Origin of the sequence: Tessaracoccus sp. MC1756 (assembly GCF_014164735.1) — a bacterium.
Classification (GTDB): domain Bacteria; phylum Actinomycetota; class Actinomycetes; order Propionibacteriales; family Propionibacteriaceae; genus Arachnia.
Genome location: NZ_JACJFZ010000001.1, coordinates 322099 through 340517, shown reverse-complemented (window position 1 = coordinate 340517; position 18419 = coordinate 322099). Strand labels below are relative to the sequence as shown.

Annotated in this window: 16 protein-coding genes; 11 read left to right on the top strand and 5 right to left on the bottom strand. The window is 68.6% G+C overall.

The genetic code is table 11. The features are described 5' to 3' along the window. The first annotated feature begins 33 nt into the window (after positions 1–33). Complete coding sequence (gene dtd, locus H5393_RS01565; protein ID WP_182765253.1) at positions 34–471, top strand: D-aminoacyl-tRNA deacylase; 438 nt, start codon at positions 34–36, stop codon at positions 469–471. Positions 472–477: 6 nt separating this feature from the next. Here the strand turns inward: dtd and H5393_RS01560 are convergent, their stop codons facing one another. After that, entirely contained in the window at positions 478–1230 is a 753-nt protein-coding gene (locus H5393_RS01560; protein ID WP_182765252.1) for a hypothetical protein, read from the bottom strand. A gap of 109 nt (positions 1231–1339) precedes the next feature. Here H5393_RS01560 and H5393_RS01555 point away from each other — a divergent pair, with 109 nt between their 5' ends. The 9 genes from H5393_RS01555 to H5393_RS01515 all read left to right on the top strand — a co-directional run bounded on the left by H5393_RS01555 (position 1340) and on the right by H5393_RS01515 (position 11489). Next, on the top strand, positions 1340–1993 hold the full coding sequence (locus H5393_RS01555; RefSeq protein WP_076061934.1) for a response regulator transcription factor: 654 nt from the start codon (positions 1340–1342) through the stop codon (positions 1991–1993). Continuing rightward, positions 1983–2852, top strand: a complete 870-nt coding sequence (mshD, locus tag H5393_RS01550) for a mycothiol synthase (protein ID WP_182765251.1) — start codon at positions 1983–1985, stop codon at positions 2850–2852. Before H5393_RS01555 ends, mshD begins: the two co-directional genes overlap by 11 nt. Then, positions 2849–4951 carry an RNA degradosome polyphosphate kinase gene (locus H5393_RS01545; protein WP_182765250.1) on the top strand — a complete coding sequence of 701 codons (2103 nt, stop codon included), beginning with the start codon at positions 2849–2851 and terminating at the stop codon, positions 4949–4951. Before mshD ends, H5393_RS01545 begins: the two co-directional genes overlap by 4 nt. Continuing rightward, the gene (locus H5393_RS01540) at positions 4909–5820 is read left to right on the top strand and encodes an NUDIX hydrolase (RefSeq protein WP_182765249.1); all 912 of its coding nucleotides are present in this window, start codon (positions 4909–4911) and stop codon (positions 5818–5820) included. Before H5393_RS01545 ends, H5393_RS01540 begins: the two co-directional genes overlap by 43 nt. Positions 5821–6041: 221 nt before the next feature. Next, entirely contained in the window at positions 6042–7145 is a 1104-nt protein-coding gene (gene pstS, locus H5393_RS01535) for a phosphate ABC transporter substrate-binding protein PstS (RefSeq protein WP_182765248.1), read from the top strand. Between the two features lie 115 nt (positions 7146–7260). Continuing rightward, positions 7261–8250: a phosphate ABC transporter permease subunit PstC gene (gene pstC / locus H5393_RS01530; protein WP_182765247.1), complete on the top strand. Its 990-nt coding sequence runs from the start codon at positions 7261–7263 to the stop codon at positions 8248–8250. Next, positions 8250–9341 carry a phosphate ABC transporter permease PstA gene (gene pstA, locus H5393_RS01525; RefSeq protein ID WP_182765246.1) on the top strand — a complete coding sequence of 364 codons (1092 nt, stop codon included), beginning with the start codon at positions 8250–8252 and terminating at the stop codon, positions 9339–9341. The genes pstC and pstA overlap by 1 nt, the downstream gene beginning before the upstream one ends. Before the next feature lie 16 nt (positions 9342–9357). Further along, a complete protein-coding gene (gene pstB, locus H5393_RS01520; protein WP_182765245.1) occupies positions 9358–10137 on the top strand; it encodes a phosphate ABC transporter ATP-binding protein PstB in 780 nt (259 codons plus the stop codon). A gap of 557 nt (positions 10138–10694) precedes the next feature. Continuing rightward, positions 10695–11489: a nucleotidyl transferase AbiEii/AbiGii toxin family protein gene (locus tag H5393_RS01515; protein WP_182765244.1), complete on the top strand. Its 795-nt coding sequence runs from the start codon at positions 10695–10697 to the stop codon at positions 11487–11489. Between the two features lie 157 nt (positions 11490–11646). On the opposite strand, the gene H5393_RS01510 is transcribed toward H5393_RS01515, so the two are convergent. Together H5393_RS01510 and H5393_RS01505 are read right to left on the bottom strand one after the other, a co-directional pair. Further along, entirely contained in the window at positions 11647–12888 is a 1242-nt protein-coding gene (locus H5393_RS01510; protein ID WP_182765243.1) for an MFS transporter, read from the bottom strand. Next, entirely contained in the window at positions 12885–13820 is a 936-nt protein-coding gene (locus H5393_RS01505; protein WP_182765242.1) for a sucrase ferredoxin, read from the bottom strand. The genes H5393_RS01510 and H5393_RS01505 overlap by 4 nt, the downstream gene beginning before the upstream one ends. Before the next feature lie 116 nt (positions 13821–13936). On the opposite strand from H5393_RS01505, the gene H5393_RS01500 reads away from it, so the two are divergent. After that, positions 13937–15838, top strand: a complete 1902-nt coding sequence (locus H5393_RS01500) for a heavy metal translocating P-type ATPase (RefSeq protein WP_182765241.1) — start codon at positions 13937–13939, stop codon at positions 15836–15838. Here H5393_RS01500 and H5393_RS01495 read toward each other — a convergent pair. Both H5393_RS01495 and H5393_RS01490 read right to left on the bottom strand, forming a co-directional pair. Continuing rightward, a complete protein-coding gene (locus H5393_RS01495; RefSeq protein ID WP_182765240.1) occupies positions 15769–16986 on the bottom strand; it encodes a glycoside hydrolase family 3 protein in 1218 nt (405 codons plus the stop codon). The genes H5393_RS01500 and H5393_RS01495 overlap by 70 nt on opposite strands. Beyond that, positions 16983–18389, bottom strand: coding sequence for a mycothione reductase (locus H5393_RS01490; RefSeq protein WP_182765239.1), 1407 nt, complete (start codon positions 18387–18389; stop codon positions 16983–16985). Before H5393_RS01490 ends, H5393_RS01495 begins: the two co-directional genes overlap by 4 nt. Positions 18390–18419: the final 30 nt, after the last annotated feature.

Genomic DNA, 18419 nt, shown 5'->3' with positions numbered 1-18419 from the left:
GGGCCAGTATACGAAGCAGCCACAATGGGCACCATGCGTGTTGTGGTGACCAGGGTGCTCGAGGCCTCTGTGAAGGTCGACGGCGAGTTGGTCGGCGCGCTCGAGCGCCCCGGTCTGCTCGTCCTGACTGGCGTCGGCCACGACGACACCTCCGACGACGCGGAGGCGCTTGCCCGCAAGATCTGGTCGCTGCGGATCCTCGCCGACGAACAGTCGGCCAGCGACATCGACGCACCCCTGCTGGTCGTCAGCCAGTTCACCCTCTACGCCTCGACGCGAAAGGGGCGCCGGCCGTCCTGGAGCCGCGCGGCAGGCGGTGGCGTGAGCGAGCCGCTCGTCGAGGAGCTCTGCCGGCAGTTGGAGTCGCTGGGCGCGACGGTGGCGCGGGGCCGCTTCGGCGCCCACATGCTCGTCAGCTCCGTCAACGACGGCCCCGTGACCATCACGATGGACACGAAGAACTGGGAGTGAGCCGGTTCAGGCCGGGGTGAGGAACTCCACCGAGCTGAGCGACACGGCGTCGGCGTTGGCCTCGCCGTCTCCGGGAGCCGTGGCGTCCAGCACCGTCATGGTCACGCCCGTGGCGGCCAGCGGCGGGAAGCGCACCTCCTGCGGGTTGCGGTTGTTCGCCGCCAGGCCCTGCACGAAGAAGGACCCGTCGTCGAACTCCCACCTGATGCTGAGGATGCGCCGCTCCGTCAGGTACCGGTCGGACCAGGCGGTGTTGCCGTTGACCACGCGCACGCCGACGAGGGGCCGGCGCCCGCTGAACGTGAACGTCACCTGCTCCCCCACCCCCTCGCCGTGGCAGCGCCACAGGGTGCCCGAGTCGTCGTCGATCAGCATCGCAGGCGTGTCCCGCGTGCCGCCCTCCAGGCACTGCCCCTCGGCCGCCAACACGTTGGCGACCACCACGGCGTCCGAATACGGCACCCCCGCGGTGCTGGGTGGGGCGGAGGCCGTCGCGGTGGGCAGCGGCGCAGGACTCACGGTCACCACCGGATCCTGGTTGCCGCGGAAGAAGAACAGTCGCCCGACGGCGAAGGCCAGCAGCACTGCGAGCACCAGGATGCCGGCCAGCATGCGCAGCGAAATCCCGTCCTGCCCCAGCGGCACCGTCTTGACCGACGACCGCTCGGGCGCATGGGACCGCTCCGGTTCCCCGCGCGCCTCCTCGGGCCCTTCTTCGGCCCCTTGCCGGAACAGATCGTCCGGAAGGTCCTGCGTCATGGGGAACATGGTAGCGGTGGAGCTCAGGCCGCCCCGGAACGTGCGTATCGCGGGGGGCGACGTACCACTAGGATGAGGTCGTCCCGCGGAGCGCGGAAGGAGGGCAGCCATGAGCAACATCGTGTTCGTCTCCTCCAAGGAAACGCCTCCGGAACTGGCACTGCTGAGCCACCAGATCACCACCGTAACGTCGGCCGCCCAGGCGTTGATCGACGCGGAGGGCGCTGATGTCGTCGTGGTGGACGGCACCGTCGACCTCGCGGGGGCCCGCTCCACCTGCCAGGCACTGTCGCGCGGCGGCAACGCCCCGGTGCTGCTGATCGTGGCGCTGTCCGGGCTTGCCGTGCTGTCGCCGGACTGGGGCTTCAACGACTTCGTGGCCGCGGGCAGCGAGCCGGCCGAGATCGACGCGCGCATCCGGGTGCTCACCCGCTCCAGCGCGGACCCCGATCTGCTGGTGGCCGGGCCCATCCGCGTGGATGGGGCCGCGTACACCGCCACGCTCGACGGGGCACCGCTCGACCTCACCTACACGGAGTTCGAACTGCTGCGCTACCTGATGCAGCACCCCGGCCGCGTGCTGTCGAGGGAGACCCTGGTCAGCCAGGTATGGGGGTACGACTACTACGGTGGCACCCGCACCGTGGATGTCCACGTGCGCCGGCTTCGGGCTAAGCTCGGCCAATTCGACTACTACATCGGCACTGTGCGCAACGTTGGTTACCGCTTCGCCAGTGCGAGGGAGGCTCACCGTGCTGGTTAGCTTGACGACGCTGACACCGACGATGCGCGACGCCCTGCGTGGCCTCGTCGACGCGATCACCGAGCATGACGGTATCTCCCCGGTCAACGAGTCGGGCTCGCTGGGCATCGACGGCGTGCGCGAGGCCGACTTCTTCTTCATGGGCAAGCGGAAGGACCCGTACGGCTTCGTCGTCTGCGATGAGCGCGACGGCACGCTACTCGTGGGCGTCCATCCGGACCACCGTCGTGAGGGCATCGGCACCGAGCTCCTGACGGAGGCGCTGCGGGCCCACCCCGAGTCGTCGGCCTGGGCCTTCGGGACGCTGCCCGGCGCCCCCGAACTCGCCTCCCGCGTCGGCATGCGGGCGGTCCGTTCCCTGCTCCGCATGGAATCCCGCGCCGACTACTCGCAGCCGATCACCGGGCCCCTGCCCGACGGCTACACCCTCGACACCTTCACCCCCGCAGACCGGGAACAGGTGGTCGCGGTCAACGCCGCAGCCTTCGCGCACCATCCCGAGCAGGGCCGGCTCACCGTCGCGGAGTTCGACGACCTCACCCGCCAGCCGTGGTTCGATCCCCGGGGCCTGTTCGTCGCCCGTCAGGACGGCGACGTGGTCGGCTTCCACTGGACCAAGCGGCACGGCGGCGGCCTCGGGGAGGTCTATGTGATGGCCGTGGCACCCGAGCACGAGGGCAGGGGCCTGGGTCGCGTCCTGCTGGAGGCCGGTCTCCAGCACCTCGCGCGGCAGGGCGACGACCGCATCCAGCTCTATGTCGAGGGCAACCAGGAGCGCGTGGTGGCCATGTACCGCAAGGCGGGCTTCGAGATCGTCCAGACCGACACGAGCTTCCACGCCGAGAGGACCCCTGCATGAGCGATCCAGTCATCGACGCCGCGGACAATGCACGGTTGCCGGCAGACCGCTACCTCGATCGTGAACTGAGCTGGCTGGCCTTCAACGACCGCGTCCTCGACCAGGCCAAGGACTCGCTCCGGGTTCCGCTGATCGAGCGTGCCAAGTTCCTGGCGATCTTCTCGTCGAACCTGGACGAGTTCTTCATGGTCCGCGTCGCGGGCCTCAAGCGCCGCATCGCGGCCGGCGTGGCCGTCCCCACCGTGCTGGGCAAGATGCCCGGCGAACTGCATGCCGAACTGCTCGCCAAGGTGGGCCGCCTGGTGAACGAGCAGTCGTTGGTGTTCCAGAAGGATGTCCGCCCCGCGCTGCGCGCCGAGGGCGTTGAAATCCTCAAGTGGGAGGAACTCACGGCCAACGAGAAGGACTCGATGCGGGCGCTGTTCGCCGAGCGGATCTTCCCCGTGCTCACCCCCCTCGCGGTGGACCCCTCGCACCCCTTCCCCTACATCTCCGGCCTCTCGCTGAACCTGGCGGTGCTGCTGCGCAACCCCGTCACCGGAACGAGGCAGTTCGCCCGCGTGAAGGTGCCGCCGGTGCTCTCGCGCTTCGTCCGACTCGCGGAGGGCCGCTACCTGCCGCTGGAGGAGATCATCTCCCGGCACCTGGGGCAGCTGTTCAGCGGCATGCAGGTGCTCTCCCACACCACCTTCCGCGTCACCCGGAACGAGGACATCGAGGTGGAGGAGGACGACGCCGAGAACCTCCTGTTCGCGCTGGAGAAGGAACTGCTGCGACGCAAGGTCGGTCGCCCCCCGGTCCGCCTCGAGGTCGAGGACGACATCGACGAGAAGATGCTCGACATGCTCATCAGCGAGCTCGACATCAACGCCAACGAGGTCTACCGGCTGCAGGCGCCGCTGGACCTCACGGGCCTTTTCTCGCTGGACGACTCCAACCGGGAAGACCTCAAGTACCCCAACTTCCTGCCGATCACGCACCCGGACCTGGCGGAGGTGGAGAGCGCCAGCCCCGCGGACATGTTCAAGGCACTGAAGCTGCGCGACGTGCTGGTACAGCATCCGTACGACTCGTTCGCCACCTCCGTGCAGCGCTTCATCGAGCAGGCGGCGGCTGATCCCGCGGTGCTCGCCATCAAGCAGACGCTGTACCGCACCTCCGGCGACTCCCCCATCGTCGACGCCCTCATCGAGGCGGCCGAGATGGGCAAGCAGGTCCTGGCCATCGTCGAGATCAAGGCCCGCTTCGACGAACAGAACAACATCGGCTGGGCGCGGAAGCTGGAGAAGGCCGGTGTCCATGTGGTCTACGGCATGCTCGGGCTGAAGACCCACTGCAAGCTGTCGCTGGTGGTGCGGGAAGAGGCAGACGGCCTGCGCCGCTACGCCCACATCGGCACCGGCAACTACAACCCGAAGACCGCCCGCCTCTATGAGGACATGGGCCTGCTGACGGCGCACCCCATCATCACCGACGACCTGGCGCGGCTCTTCAACCACCTCTCGGGCATGACGCAGGAGACGCACTACCGCCGCCTGCTGGTGGCCCCGGACGGTATCCGGCGCGGGCTGCTGGACTACATCGACGGCGAGATCGCCAATCAGCGACGCGGCCTACCGTCGGGTATCAAGATCAAAGTCAACTCCATCGTCGACGAGGCCATCATCGACGGCCTCTACCGCGCGTCGCAGGCGGGCGTGCCGGTGGACATGTGGGTGCGCGGGATCTGCACCATCAGGCCGGGAGTCCCCGGTCTGAGCGAGAACATCAGGGTCCGGTCCATCCTGGGCAGGTTCCTCGAGCACTCCCGCATCTATTCGTTCGTGGGGGGCGGCCAGCCCATCGTGGGCATCGGCTCGGCAGACCTCATGCACCGCAACCTGGACCGCCGTGTGGAGGCCATCGTCGGGCTCAGCAACCCGGCGCATCTGCGCCACATCGACGAACTCTTCGCGATGGCGTTCGACCCCGGCACCGTGCACTGGGAACTCAACGATTCGACGTGGACGGTGCACACCACCGGTCCGGACGGCTCCCCGTTGAGAGACATCCAGGAATGGCTCATCCAGCAGACCGCGGCCCGGCGCTCGACCCGATGAGCCGCCGCGTCGCCATCCGCGCGGCGGGGGCCGTCGTGCTGCGGGGCACCGGAGACGACGTCGAGGTGCTGATGATCCACCGCCCGGCCTACGACGACTGGTCACTGCCGAAGGGCAAGGGCACCGTCGACGAACTTGCACCCCAGACCGCGGTGCGCGAGGTGTTCGAAGAGGCCGGGGTCGCCGTCCGGTTGGGGCTACGGCTGCCCCCCATCGAGTACAAGCTCTCCAAGGGGCTCAAGGCCGTCCAGTACTGGCGCGCCGAGGTGTTGGCGGAGCATCCCTTCGAGCCCAACCGCGAGGTCGACAAGATCCGCTGGGCCCGGATCGACCGGGCCATGAGGACCCTCACCTACGCCGACGAGCGGCGCCTGCTGTCGACGGCACTGCTGAAGCCGCGCACCACCCCCCTGCTGCTCGTGCGCCACGGCAAGGCCATGCTCCGCAAGGACTGGAGCGGGCCGGACCAGGAGCGTCGCCTCACGGGGCGCGGCCGGCGCCAGGCCCGGGAACTGGCCCAGTTGTTCGGCGCCTACGGCGTCGAGCACCTGGTGAGTTCCTCCTCGACCAGGTGCGTGGAGACGTTGCGCCCCTACGCGGAACAGCGCGGGCTGGAGATCGTCACGGAGGACGTGCTCACCGAAGAGGAGGGCACGGTGCATCCGCGGGAGGTCCGCCGCTTCGTGGCCCGCCTGTTCAAGCGCACCACGGCCCCCACCGCGCTCTGTGGGCACCGCCCCGTGCTGCCGGCGATGTTCGAGGGCCTGGGGATCAAGGCCAAACCCATGGTGGTGGGCGAAGTCGTCGTCGTGCATCGGGACGACGACGGCGACCTCGTCGCCGTCGAGGTGCACAAGCCGACGGCCTGATCCGGATCTCGGCTCTGGGCGTCCCCAGGGGGTAACGATCACGTCACAAATACCCGAGAAACCCCCGGGCGGGGCCAGAACTCGCCCCCCGTTCATCATCTGTTAACCAAACCCGGACCATTCGGTTACCTGGTCGTCCTACGTTCACATGCAGGAACACACAGTTCGTTCAGTTCCAGGGCCAACTCGCGGCCCATTCCCGTCTCGGAAGGTATCCCGAAATGAAGATCCGCCTGACCGCCGCTGCCGGCCTCTCGGCCGCCCTCCTCCTGTCGGCCTGCGCCGCCAACGAGGGCACCACCAACGCTCCCGCGGAGAACACCCCCGCCGCCAGCACCGCAGAAGCCGCCCCCGCCTCGAACCTCGAGGGCACCCTCTCGGGCATCGGCGCCTCGGCGCAGGAAGTCGCCCAGCAGACCTGGATCGCCGGCTTCCAGACCGCTAACGAAGGCGTCACCATCAACTACTCCCCCGAGGGCTCCGGCGCAGGGCGCGAGGCCTTCATCGGCGGCGGCGCGGACTTCGCCGGCTCCGACCGGGCCTTCAAGCAGGAAGAGATCGACGAGAACACCTTCTCGCAGTGCGTTGACAAGCCGATCAACCTGCCCGTCTACATCTCCCCCATCGCCGTTGTCTTCAACGTCGAGGGTGTCACGGACCTGAACCTGGACGCCGACACGCTGGCCGCCATCTTCAAGGGCGACATCACCAAGTGGAACGACGAGAAGATCGCCGCTCTGAACGAGGGCGTCGAACTCCCCGACCTCGACATCACGGCCGTGCACCGCTCCGACACCTCGGGCACCACCGAGAACTTCACCGACTACCTCGCCGCCGCTGCTCCCAGCGTGTGGGACGCCGAGAAGTCCGGTGACTGGCCGTACGAGGGCGGCGAGGCCGCCGCTCAGACCCAGGGCGTTGTCTCCGCCGTCTCCGGCGGTGTCGGCACCATCGGCTACGTCGATGCCTCGCAGGCCGGTGACTTCTCCACCGCCAAGCTCGGCAAGGAAGGCTCGTTCCACGGCCCCACCACTGAGGCCGCCGCCGCCATCGTCGAGAACTCGCCGGTGGAAGATGGCCGCGCCGAGAACGACATGGCCATCAAGGTCGACCGCGAGGCCGAGGGCTACCCGATCGTGCTCGTGTCGTACCTGATCGCCTGCCAGGACTACCAGGACGACGCCAAGGCCGAACTGGTGAAGGCCTACGCGACCTACATCGCTTCGGAAGAGGGCCAGTCGGCCACCGCCGAGCGCGCCGGTTCCGCGCCGCTCTCCGCCGCGCTGTCCGAGCAGGTCACCGCCGCGATCGACTCCATCCAGTGATCATCAGCCTCTGATCGATGCAAAGTCGCGTCGCCCGAAACGGGTGACGCGACTTTGCACGATCAGGGGCGTGTAATCTGCAAACCGCTACTCTCGTTTCGATTCAGGAGCGCCCATGTCGGCAACGGAAGCCCCCGAAGCCCCGCAGACAGACACCGGACCCGAGTCCGAGTCCCATTCGCTCACCCGCAGCAAGAAGCGTTTCGGCGACTCCTTCTTCCGGGGTCTGTCCACCGGGTCGGGCGTCCTGATCCTCGTCATCCTGGCCGCCGTGGCCGCCTTCCTCGTGGGCCTGGCGCTGCCGGCACTCCTGGCGGACCCTGAGACGTTCCAGTTCGGGCGCGGTCAGAGCTTCTGGTCCTACGTCGCCCCCTACGCCTTCGGCACGATGTGGTCGGCCCTGCTGGCCATGGTGATGGCCGTCCCTGTCGCCGTCGGCATCGCGCTGTTCCTCACGCACTACGCCCCCAAGCGGGTGGCCTCGTCGTTCGGTTACATCATCGACCTGCTGGCCGCCGTGCCGTCCGTCGTCTTCGGCCTGTGGGGCATCGCGGTGCTGGCACCGGCCATGCGGCCGCTGTTCCTCTGGCTCAACGAGAACGCCGGATGGATCCCGCTGTTCAGCGGCCAGGTGTCCGGCACCGGCCGCACGATCTTCACCGCCTCCGTCGTGCTGGCCGTCATGATCCTGCCGATCATCACCGCCATCTCCCGTGAGGTGTTCCTGCAGACACCGAAGCTCCATGAGGAGGCTTCGCTGGCGCTCGGCGCCACCCGCTGGGAGATGATCAGGCAGGCCGTGATCCCGTTCGGCTTGCCGGGCATCGTGTCGGCTTGCATGCTCGGCCTGGGCCGTGCCCTCGGCGAGACGATGGCCGTGGCCATGGTGCTGTCCGGCTCGGGCATCATCAGCTTCAAGCTCCTCACCAGCCAGAATCCCAACACCATCGCGGCCAATATCGCGCAGTCCTTCCCCGAGGCACATGACGTCGGCCGCAACGAGCTCATCGCAACCGGCCTGGTGCTGTTCATCATCACGCTGATCGTCAACATGACCGCGCGGTGGATCATCAACCGCCGCAAGGACTTCTCGGGAGCCAACTGATGAGCACGACACAGACCGCACCGTCCCCGAAGACGAACGTGACCCCGAAACCCACCACCCTGACGCACGGCAACCTCCCGCCGTACACGGGCGTCGCGGCCTTCGTGGTCTCCGTGGCCGTCGCGGCAGGCCTGTTGGCGCTCCTGAAGTCGGCCAACATCGCCAGCGTCGTCGCGGCGGCCGCCGTGCTGTTCCTCCTGGCGATGTTCATCCTCTCCAGCGCCGTCGAGGGCGGCCGCCGTGCGAAGGACCGCCTCGCGAAGTACGTCGTCACGGGGTTCTTCCTGATCGCGCTGACCCCCCTCGTCTCCCTGGTCTGGGGCACGGTGGCCAACGGTCTGGCCCGTTTCGACGGCGTCTTCTTCTCCTGGTCGATGCGCAACGTCCTCGGTGAGGGCGGCGGCGCCGTCCACGCCATCTGGGGAACGCTGATCGTCACCGGCATCGCCACGCTGATCTCGGTGCCCGTGGGCCTGATGACGGCGATCTTCCTCGTCGAATATGCCGGCAACGGCAAGCTCGGAGCGGCGATCCGATTCTTCGTCGACGTGATGACGGGCATTCCTTCCATCGTCGCGGGCCTGTTCGCCTACACGTTGTTCTCCATGGTCTTCGGCGCCGGCCATAAGTCCGGCATGTCGGGTGCCGTCGCATTGTCGGTCCTCATGATCCCGACGGTGGTTCGTTCCACCGAGGAGATGCTGCGGATCGTGCCCAATGAGCTGCGCGAAGCCTCCTACGCCTTGGGTGTGCCGAAGTGGCGCACCATCCTGAAGGTGGTCCTGCCCACCTCGATCGCGGGCATCGTCACCGGTGTCGTGCTGGCCATCGCCCGCGTCATCGGCGAGACCGCGCCGCTGCTGGTCACGGCCTCCATCACGTCGTCGATGAACCTCGACCCCTTCGACAACCCCATGGCCACCCTGCCGGTGTTCGTGTACAACCAGTACATGTACGCGCCCGGCATTGATACGGCGGCGTACCATGCACGTGCATGGGCCGGCGCGCTCACCCTCATTCTGATCGTTATGGGACTGAACGCCATCGGGCGATTCATCGCCTGGAAGTTCGCCCCCAAGGCCGGACGCTGATTTAAGGAACCTGGAAATGTCCAAGCGTATTGAGATCAAAGACCTTGACATCTATTACGGCAAGTTCCATGCCGTGAAGTCGGTCAGCATGACCATCGAGCCCCGTGCGGTCACTGCGTTCATCGGGTCGTCCGGCTGCGGCAAGTCCACCGTGCTGCGCTCGCTGAACCGCATGCACGAGGTGATCCCCGGCGCCTACGTCGACGGCCAGGTACTGCTTGACGGCGTGGACCTCTACGCCGCCAATGTGGACCCGGTGCGCGTGCGTCGCCAGGTGGGCATGGTGTTCCAGCGCCCCAACCCGTTCCCCACGATGTCGATCAAGGAGAACATCCTGGCCGGTGTCCGCCTGAACAACGCGCGCATCTCCCGCAAGGACGCCGACGAACTCGTCGAGAAGTCGCTGCGCGGTGCCAACCTGTGGAACGAGGTCAAGGACCGCCTGGAGCGTCCCGGTTCCAGCCTCTCAGGCGGCCAGCAGCAGCGTCTGTGCATCGCCCGCGCCATCGCCGTCGAGCCCGACGTGCTGCTGATGGACGAGCCCTGCTCCGCGCTTGACCCCATCTCGACCCTGGCCATCGAGGACCTGATCAAGGACCTCAAGGAGGACTACACCGTCGTCATCGTCACGCACAACATGCAGCAGGCTGCACGCGTGTCCGACCGGACGGCCTTCTTCAACCTGAAGGCCCACGGCCAGCCGGGCGAACTCATCGAGATGGGTCCGACGGAGAAGATCTTCCACAACCCGGAGCAGAAGGCTACGGAGGACTACATCACCGGCCGCTTCGGCTGAGCCTGGCAATCACCTGACGGCGTCGCCTCTGGCGGCGCCGTTCTCCGTCTGGGGTCGGCGTCGGTGCCGCCAAATCTAGATTCGGGGTCGTCCAGCACCCCAGATCCAGATGCAGTTGCTTCTTCGGCCAGGGAGCGACGCCGCACACCCCAAATCCAGATTCGGGGTCGTCCAGCACCCCAGATCCAGATCGAGGTCCTCCGGGACCACCCGCCGGTCGCTCGCGATGGTTGCGCCATCGCCCCCGGGGAGCCGACGACGGGCGCCACGGAGGTGCGCGGCGGTGTGCTGCAGTGTTGTCCGAGTGGGCCACGGTGTTGTCCAACGGGCGCCAGGTGTTGTCCCTCCACCTCCTGGTGTTGTCCGTTGCAGCACAGGCACAGACAAAGAGTCACCCTGCATGCGAGCGTCGGCACATGTACCCGCGTCAGTCTCTGCCCATCAACCTGGTCTCCCTCGCCAGGCAACAGGCCGGCATGATCACCACGAGGCAAATGCTCGACGGTGGTCTCAGCCGTACTGTCGTTCGTCGCTTGACCGGAGCATGGACCCGTCTCATGTACGGCTTGTACTGCACGGAGCGACCCACCTGGAAGTCGGCCGTCTGGGCCGGCCTCCTGGCTGGTGGGGCCTCCGCCTCCGTGGGCGGCGCGGCGGCGCTCTACCTGGACGAGATCCTCCGTGATCCCCCAGAACTGGTTACCGTGTGGAGCGCCGAAAGCCGGGCCAATCTCGCCGTGGGTGAGTGGTCGATTCTTCTCAGGCGCGGAGAGCGCACCCCGATCGGGACGGTCCCCCGGACGCGCGTGGAGGAAAGCCTGCTGGATATGGCGGACCACGCTGCCCAGGATGACCTGACTGACGCCGTCGTACGGAGTTTCACCAATGGGAGAACCACGGCCAGCCGTCTTCTCGAAGCCCTGGAGGCTCGGGGTCGCAACGCGCACCGTCGGCACCTGCACGATCTTTGCCACCACGCCGCCCGAGGCATCGAATCGGCCCTCGAATGGCACTTCAGTCGCTCCGTGATCGCGGCGCATGGGCTGCCGGAACCGATACTCCAGCCGAAGAGCGACCACGGACGCTCAGATGGTCATTGGCCAGAGTTCAGGCTTCGGTTCGAACTGGATGGTCGCCGCGACCATACAGACGCAAGCAGAGACTGGTACCGGGACAACGCCCACAAGATCCACAACGACGAAGACACGCTTCACTATGGCTGGAACTCGTCCACGAAGCAGGCGTGCCGCACGGCAGCGCAGCTCGAGGACGGTCTGCGGAAGCTGGGGTGGCCCGGGCGAGCCCGCCCCTGCAGGGCAGTTTGCGACCTGCATACGCTTCGCGCAGCCTGAACCCGTCGTCGGGGAGTCCCCGAATCTGGATCTGGTGCCGTCCGCGACCCCGAATCTTGATTCGGGGTCCATCGCCCCACCGGAGCCAGGTGTGGACCGAATCTTGATGTGGGTCCGTCCGCGACCCCGAATCAAGATTTGGCCTCTCCCCCGTGCGTCAGTGCTTCGCCGCCGCAGCGGACGGCGCGACCCGGGTCCGGGAGCGACGCGCCACCCAGCCCATGCCGCCGGCCGGCAGGATCAGCACCGCAGCGACCAGCGCGAGGCCCCCATACCCCAGCCAGGCAAGGATGGGGCCGCCGATGAGGGCGGCAGCCGCACCCGCGTAGTTCATCAGGGCATCGGTGGCGCCCTGCAGCGGCACGCGCATGTCGCCGGAGTTCGTGCGCGCCAACAGCGCAGAACCGGAAATCATCGTGAACGACCAGCCGACGCCCAACAGGACCAGCGCCACCGTGACCAGCGGGAACGACTTCGGGGCGACGAGGATGATCCCGGCCGTCGACGCCAGGAGCAGGAGGCCGACGACAGCGGTGCGCATGGCGCCGAAGCGGTCGGCGAGCCAGCCGACGACGGGGCTCAGCGCGTACATCCCCATGATGTGGAGGCTGATCACCAGGCCGATGGCGGACAGCCCGTGCCCCTCGTGCCCGAGATGCACGGGTGTCATCGACATGACGCCCACCATCACGGCGTGCCCCACGACGATGAGCAGCACCGCGAACCGCGCCACAGGGTGCGTGGCGGCCCACCTCAGTGCCGCCACCGCGCCCGTCTTCGGGGCCGAGACCGCCTCTGTCACGGTCACCACGGGCGCGGCGGAGAGCGGGTTGCTGCGGTAGAGGGCCACGATGGCCACCCCCGCCAGGGCGAAGCCGGCGACGCTGAACAGATAAGGCCCCGCGAGTTCCGGTAGCCGGACGCCCGACCCGAGGGCCGCACCGGCGCCGCTCAAATTCGGCCCCACCACCGAGCCGATCGTCGTCGCCCACAGCACGATGGACATCAGGGTGGCCCGACGGTCCGGGCTTGCCAGGTCTGCCGCCGCGTAGCGCGACTGCAGGTTGGTCGCCTGCGCAGCGCCGAACGCCACGAGCCCCGCGAGTACGAGCAACAGCGAACCTAGCCAGGCGCCGATCAGGACGACCACAGCGCCCGCCGCCGCGATCACGTAGCCCAGGGCCAGCGCGAGCCGACGACCCCGTCGCGCCGCCAGATTGGCCAACGGCACCGCCAGCACCGCCGCGCCGAAGATGCTGACCGCCTGCCCGGTGCCGGCCAGGTGGTCGCCGCCCATGGAGGCGACCAGCAGGGCCCCGACCGCGATGCCGGAGGCCACCCCGATCCCCCCGAAGGTGTTGCTCAGCAGCAGAGCGGTGATCGAGCGACGGGAACTCATGCGGGGAACTGGGGGCCGACGCGCCAGTAGTAGAGCGGCTCGGCAGGTTTGCCGCAACTGGCAGGAGCGGCGCCGTCCGTCGTGACGCGCTGCACATCCACCGTGATCTCCCAGCCCCTCAGCCGCACGCGCACGCCGGGACCCCCGTCCAGCAGTTCGCTGGAGAGGTCGACGGCGGGGACGGGCGTGAGCGAGATGCCCGCCGTGTCCGGGTGGGCGGTCTCATCGCGGCGTCCGAACTCGGCCAGCGCCCAGGCCTCAGCGGCCTGCTGCTCAGGCGGGAGGTGCGAGCGACCCCGGTCCTTGCGGGCGCCGCCCGGCCACAGGGCATGCTCCTCGGCCGCGCGGTAGGCACTCAGCGCCGCCACCGCGTTGAGCCGTCCGAGGACCTGACCGGTGGGCAGCAGCAGCATGGTGGGGGCGAAGCGGTGCCCACCGAGGTGGGAGGCTTCCCAGATCGATTCCGGACCCACCTCCCTGGTGAGCGCCGCCAGGATGGGACGGCCGGCCAGGGCACAGCACTGGTCGCGCCGGGCGTGGCTGCACACCAGCATGGCTGCACCGCCGCCACGACCTTCCGGCACACCGGTGCCGCCCCAGGCCCGGACCATCCCGAGGAGTTCAGATGGATCCGCGACCTCCCAGCGGCGCAGCCAGCCGCCGTCGTCGAACCCCCCTGACAGGAGGACGGCGAGGGGGTCCGTCCCGATCGTGCGGCGCTCCGGGTGCCGGATCAGGACGAAACGCCCACCCAACCCTGCGATGGTCGCCTCCAACTCCGCGCCCACCGAGGCATCCAGCAGGCGCGCGTCGGTGGCGGCGAGCGGGCCCCAGGGGCCGGGGATCTCGAGGCAGACGTAGAAGTTGGCGCGCGCGGCGGTGCCCCAGGCGGGGAGGTCGGCGCGCGACCACTCCATCGAGCAACGCAGCATGGAGTCGAGACTACTCGTTCGGCACCTGGACACCGGGTGACGCCACGGACCGGTACCCCCGGTAGGTAAGCCTCACCTTGATTGAAGAAGCCGTTCGAATGGCGAAGACTGGCGTCATGGCTGGCTTCATCAGGCGTTACCCACTCGTGGCGGCCACCCTGACCGCCCTGGTCACGGTGCTTGCGCTCCACTTCGCCGGGCGGGCCGTCGCCGCCCAGTGGATCGGCACCGGCTACGTCGTCTTCATCGTCGCCCTCACCGCCGTGGACATGGCGAGGGACATCGCGCGGGGGCACTACGGCCTCGACATCCTCGCCGTCGTGGCCATGGCCGCGGCCATCGGCGTGGGGGAGTACATCGCGGCGATGATCGTGGTGCTGATGCTGACCGGAGGTGAGGCGCTGGAGGACTTCGCCGCGGCGCGAGCCACCCGCGACCTCGACGCCTTGCTCAAGCGGGCCCCCGTGACCGCTCACCGCCTGGCTTCCGAGGAGCCGACGGCCGCGGTCACCGACATCCCTGTCGACGACGTGCGTCCCGGCGACCTCCTCCTGGTCAAGCCCTCCCAGGTGGTGCCCGTCGACGGCGACCTCCTGACCGACGAGGCGACCTTCGACGAGTCATCGCTCACCGGCGAGTCGCTGCCCGTCGCGAAGGCCCTCGGCGACCCCGTCCTCTCCGGCTCGGTCAACACCCAGCGCGCGGTCCGCATCCGGGCGACCGCCGACGCCGCGTCGTCGCAGTACCAGCAGATCATCGCGCTCGTGCAGCAGGCGGAGGACGCCAAGGCCCCCACCGTGCGTCTCGCCGACCGCTACGCCATCCCGTTCACCCTCATCTCGCTGGTGCTGGCGGGCCTCGCCTGGTGGCTCTCCGGCGACCCCGTCCGCTTCGCCTCCGTCCTGGTCCTCGCCACCCCGTGCCCCCTGCTCATCGCCGCCCCCGTCGCCTTCATGGGCGGCATGAGCGCCTCCGCGCGCTCCGGCATCATCGTCAAGGGCGGCGCCACGCTCGAGGCTCTCGCCAGGGCGAAGTCGATCGCCTTCGACAAGACCGGCACCCTCTCGCACGGGGAACCCGAACTCGTCGACGTGATCACCGCCAACGGCACCTCCCCCGACGAACTGCTGAGGCTGGCTGCGTCCGCGGAGCAGTACTCGTCACACGTTCTCGCCAAGGGCGTCATCCGCGCCGCACGGGAGCGTGGCCTGACCCTCAGCAGCACCCACGACGCCGAGGAGATCGCCACCAACGGCGTGCGGGCGCGCATCGACGACCGGCGCGTCGTCATCGGCAAGCTCGCGTTCGTGCGCGCCGAGGACCCGGCCGCGCACCCAGTGCAACTGGGTGCCGGCCAGACCTCCGTCGCGGTCGCCGTCGACGGCCGCTTCGCCGGCACCCTCCTGCTGGCCGACAGGCTCCGGGAGAACGCGGCCCAGACCGTCGAGCAATTGAGGGGTCTCGGCTTCGAGAAGATCGCGATGCTCACCGGCGACAACCAGGACACCGCCGGGACCCTCGCCGATCAGGCCGGGATCGGGCATGTGCACGCCGAACTCCTGCCCGCGGAGAAGGTGGAGCGGATCCGCGCGATGCCCGGCCCCGTGATCATGGTGGGCGACGGCGTCAACGACGCCCCCGTGCTCGCGATGGCGGACGTCGGCATCGCCATGGGCGCCCGGGGTTCCACGGCCGCCAGCGAATCCGCGGACGCCGTCATCGTGCGTGACGACGTGCACCGGGTGGTGCGCGCCGTTGAGATCGGCCGGCACACCTACCGCGTGGCGCTGACCGCGATCTGGATCGGCATCGTCCTGTCGCTGGGCCTGATGCTCGTGGCCGCGTTCGGGTACATCCCGCCCGTGGCGGGGGCGCTCACGCAGGAGGTGGTCGACCTCGCGGCCATCCTCTACGCACTGCGCGCGTTGACGGGAGGAAAGCCCGACACTCAGGCGCAGTCCACCAGCCCGACGGCCGACTTGAGCCGCAGCACGCGGCTGGTGGAATCCAGCACCTGAGCCGCGAACGACTCGTCGTCGCCCGCCGCCTCCAGGGTGGCGGTCACCATGGCGCGCATGATCGAGGGGTTGGCGTTGATCACGAGGTCCCCACCGGCGTCGAAGAACCGGACGGCGCGCTCCCCCGGCTTGATGGCCTTCACCGCGGCGGCGGCGCCGAGGTCGTCGGCGATCACCACGCCGTCGAAGCCCAGTTCCCCGCGCAGGAGGTCCGTGATGACCGTCTGCGAGAACACACCCTCGTTGTCCGGGTCGATCTCCTCGAACACGGCCGACGACACCATGACCGAATCCACCCCGGCCTCGACGGCGGCGCGGAACGGCTCGAGGTTCCGGGAATCCCGCGTCGTGTCGGTGTCCTGCGCGGCGCCGTAATCCGTGTTGGTGGTGACCTCACCCAGCCCCGGGAAGTGCTTGACGGAGGTGGCGATCCCGGCCGACCGCATTCCCTCGATGAACCCCACCACGGAATCCGAGACAGCTTCAGGCTCGGCACCGAAATCGCGCTTCAACTTGCCGATGGGCTCGTTCGACAACCGTTTGTCCTCGGGCACCACATCGGCGACGGGGGCCAGGTCGTAGCGGATCCCTGCCGCATGGAGTTCCTCGGCCCAGCCGGCCGCGGCTTCCCGCAGTTCGGACGGGGGCAGGGCTCCCTGGTCGCGCGCCGGCGGGATGGCGTCGAAGCCCGCGCCCTTGAGCCGCTGGACGGCGCCGCCCTCCTGGTCGACCGCGACGAGGAGGGGCAGCTGCGCGGTGCCGAGGCTGCCGAGCTCCGCCGTCAGCTTCCGCAGTTGGCTGGTGCCCGCCGTGGTGTTACCCAGCAGGACCACCGAACCGATCCGGGAATCCGAGATGGCCGAGCGCGTCGTCGGGTCCAGCCCGCCGGTGTCGACGCCGACCATGAAGAGCTGGCCCACCTGCTGCTCCAGCGACAGTTCCTCCGCCAGTGCGCGGCACTCGTCGACCGGTGCGGCCTCAGGTGAGCTCAGTTCCCTGGGTGTCGTTTCGACGTCCGCAGCAGGGGTCGATTGGGACGATCTGAGGGCAGGCTCAGCCGCGCGGTACTGCGCCGGGATCAGCGGTTCGGTGGCGCAGCCGGTCAGTCCGAGCGCCGCCACCCCCGCCGCTGCCAGGATGCGCCTCACTTGTGCTGCTCCGCGTGCCGCTGGGCGGAGAGCAGGCCTAGCAGCGCGTTCTCGACCACCTCCGGCAGCGCGGGGTGGATCCAGTACTGACCGCGGGCCATCTCGTCGACGCGCAGCCCGAAGCACATCGCCTGGATGAGGGGCTGGATCAGTGTGGGCGCCTGGGGGCCGATGATGTGGGCGCCGAGCAGCCGCAGGCTCCCCGGATCTGCGAGCAGCTTGACGAAGTGCCCCTCATCCTCGAGCGCCCAGCCGTAGGCCACGTCGCCGTAGCGCTGGCGGGCGGCGACATACGGGGTGCCCCAGTTCTTGAGCTGCTCCTCGGTGGCCCCGACGGCCGCCACCTGCGGGTCACTGAACACGGCATAAGGGACGTAGCGATGGTCCGTCTCGATGGGGCGCTCCGGGTGCAGGAGGTTGTGCTGCACGGTACGCATCTCAGCGTTGGCCACGTGCTTGAGCAGGTAGTCCGAGGAGACATCGCCCAGCGCCCACACGCCCTCGGCGCTGGTGCGCTGCTGCGCGTCCACCCGGATCTGGCCGAAGGCGCGCGTCTCGACTCCCCCTGCGGCCGGGTCCAGGACATCGGAGTTGCGCTCCCGTCCGACGGCCATCAGTACCGCGTCGGCGTAGTACTCGTACTCGATGCCGTTGCGGTCCGTCGTGACGACGGTGACCCCGCCGTCGGCGCTCCGCTCGAAGGACGACAGCGCCTGGTTGAGGCGCAGCTGCACGCGCCGGCCCAGCTTGTGGGCGAACTGCTCCGAGATCTCACGGTCGGCCCCGCGCAACAGGACCTCTGAGCGGTTGATCAATGTGACCTTCGTGCCGAGCGAGGCGAACACGTGCGCGAACTCCGCCGCGATGAAGCCACCGCCGAGGATCACGAGACGCCTAGGGCGCTCGTCGACGCGCATGATGGTGTCTGAGGTGTAGAGGCTGCTGCGGATGTCGGCGATGCCCGGCACGTCCACCATGCGCGGCCGGGAACCCGTGGCTAGCACGATGCGGTCCGCGCTGATCTGGACATCGCCCACCTGGAGGGTGCGCTCGCCGATGAAGCGCGCCTCGTCACGGAAGACGGTCACGTTCGGGGACCTCATACGCCAGTCGAGCCCACCGGCGGAGATGGGGTCGATGCGGCCGAAGATGCGGTCGCGGATGGCCGCCCAGTCTGAACCCTTGTACTCCAGGTCGACGCCGAGGCGGGCCGCCTCAGGGGGCGAGGCCGCTAGGTCTGCCGGGAGCACGAACATCTTGGTGGGGATGCAGCCGCGGTTGAGGCAGGTGCCGCCGAACGTCTCGTCCCGGTCGATGAGTGCGATGTTCCACTTGTCGAACCGTTCATCGATGAGGGAGTTTCCAGAGCCGGAACCGATGACCACGAGATCGAAATGCTGCATGCCGCCCATTGTTCCATGCGTAAGGTAAAG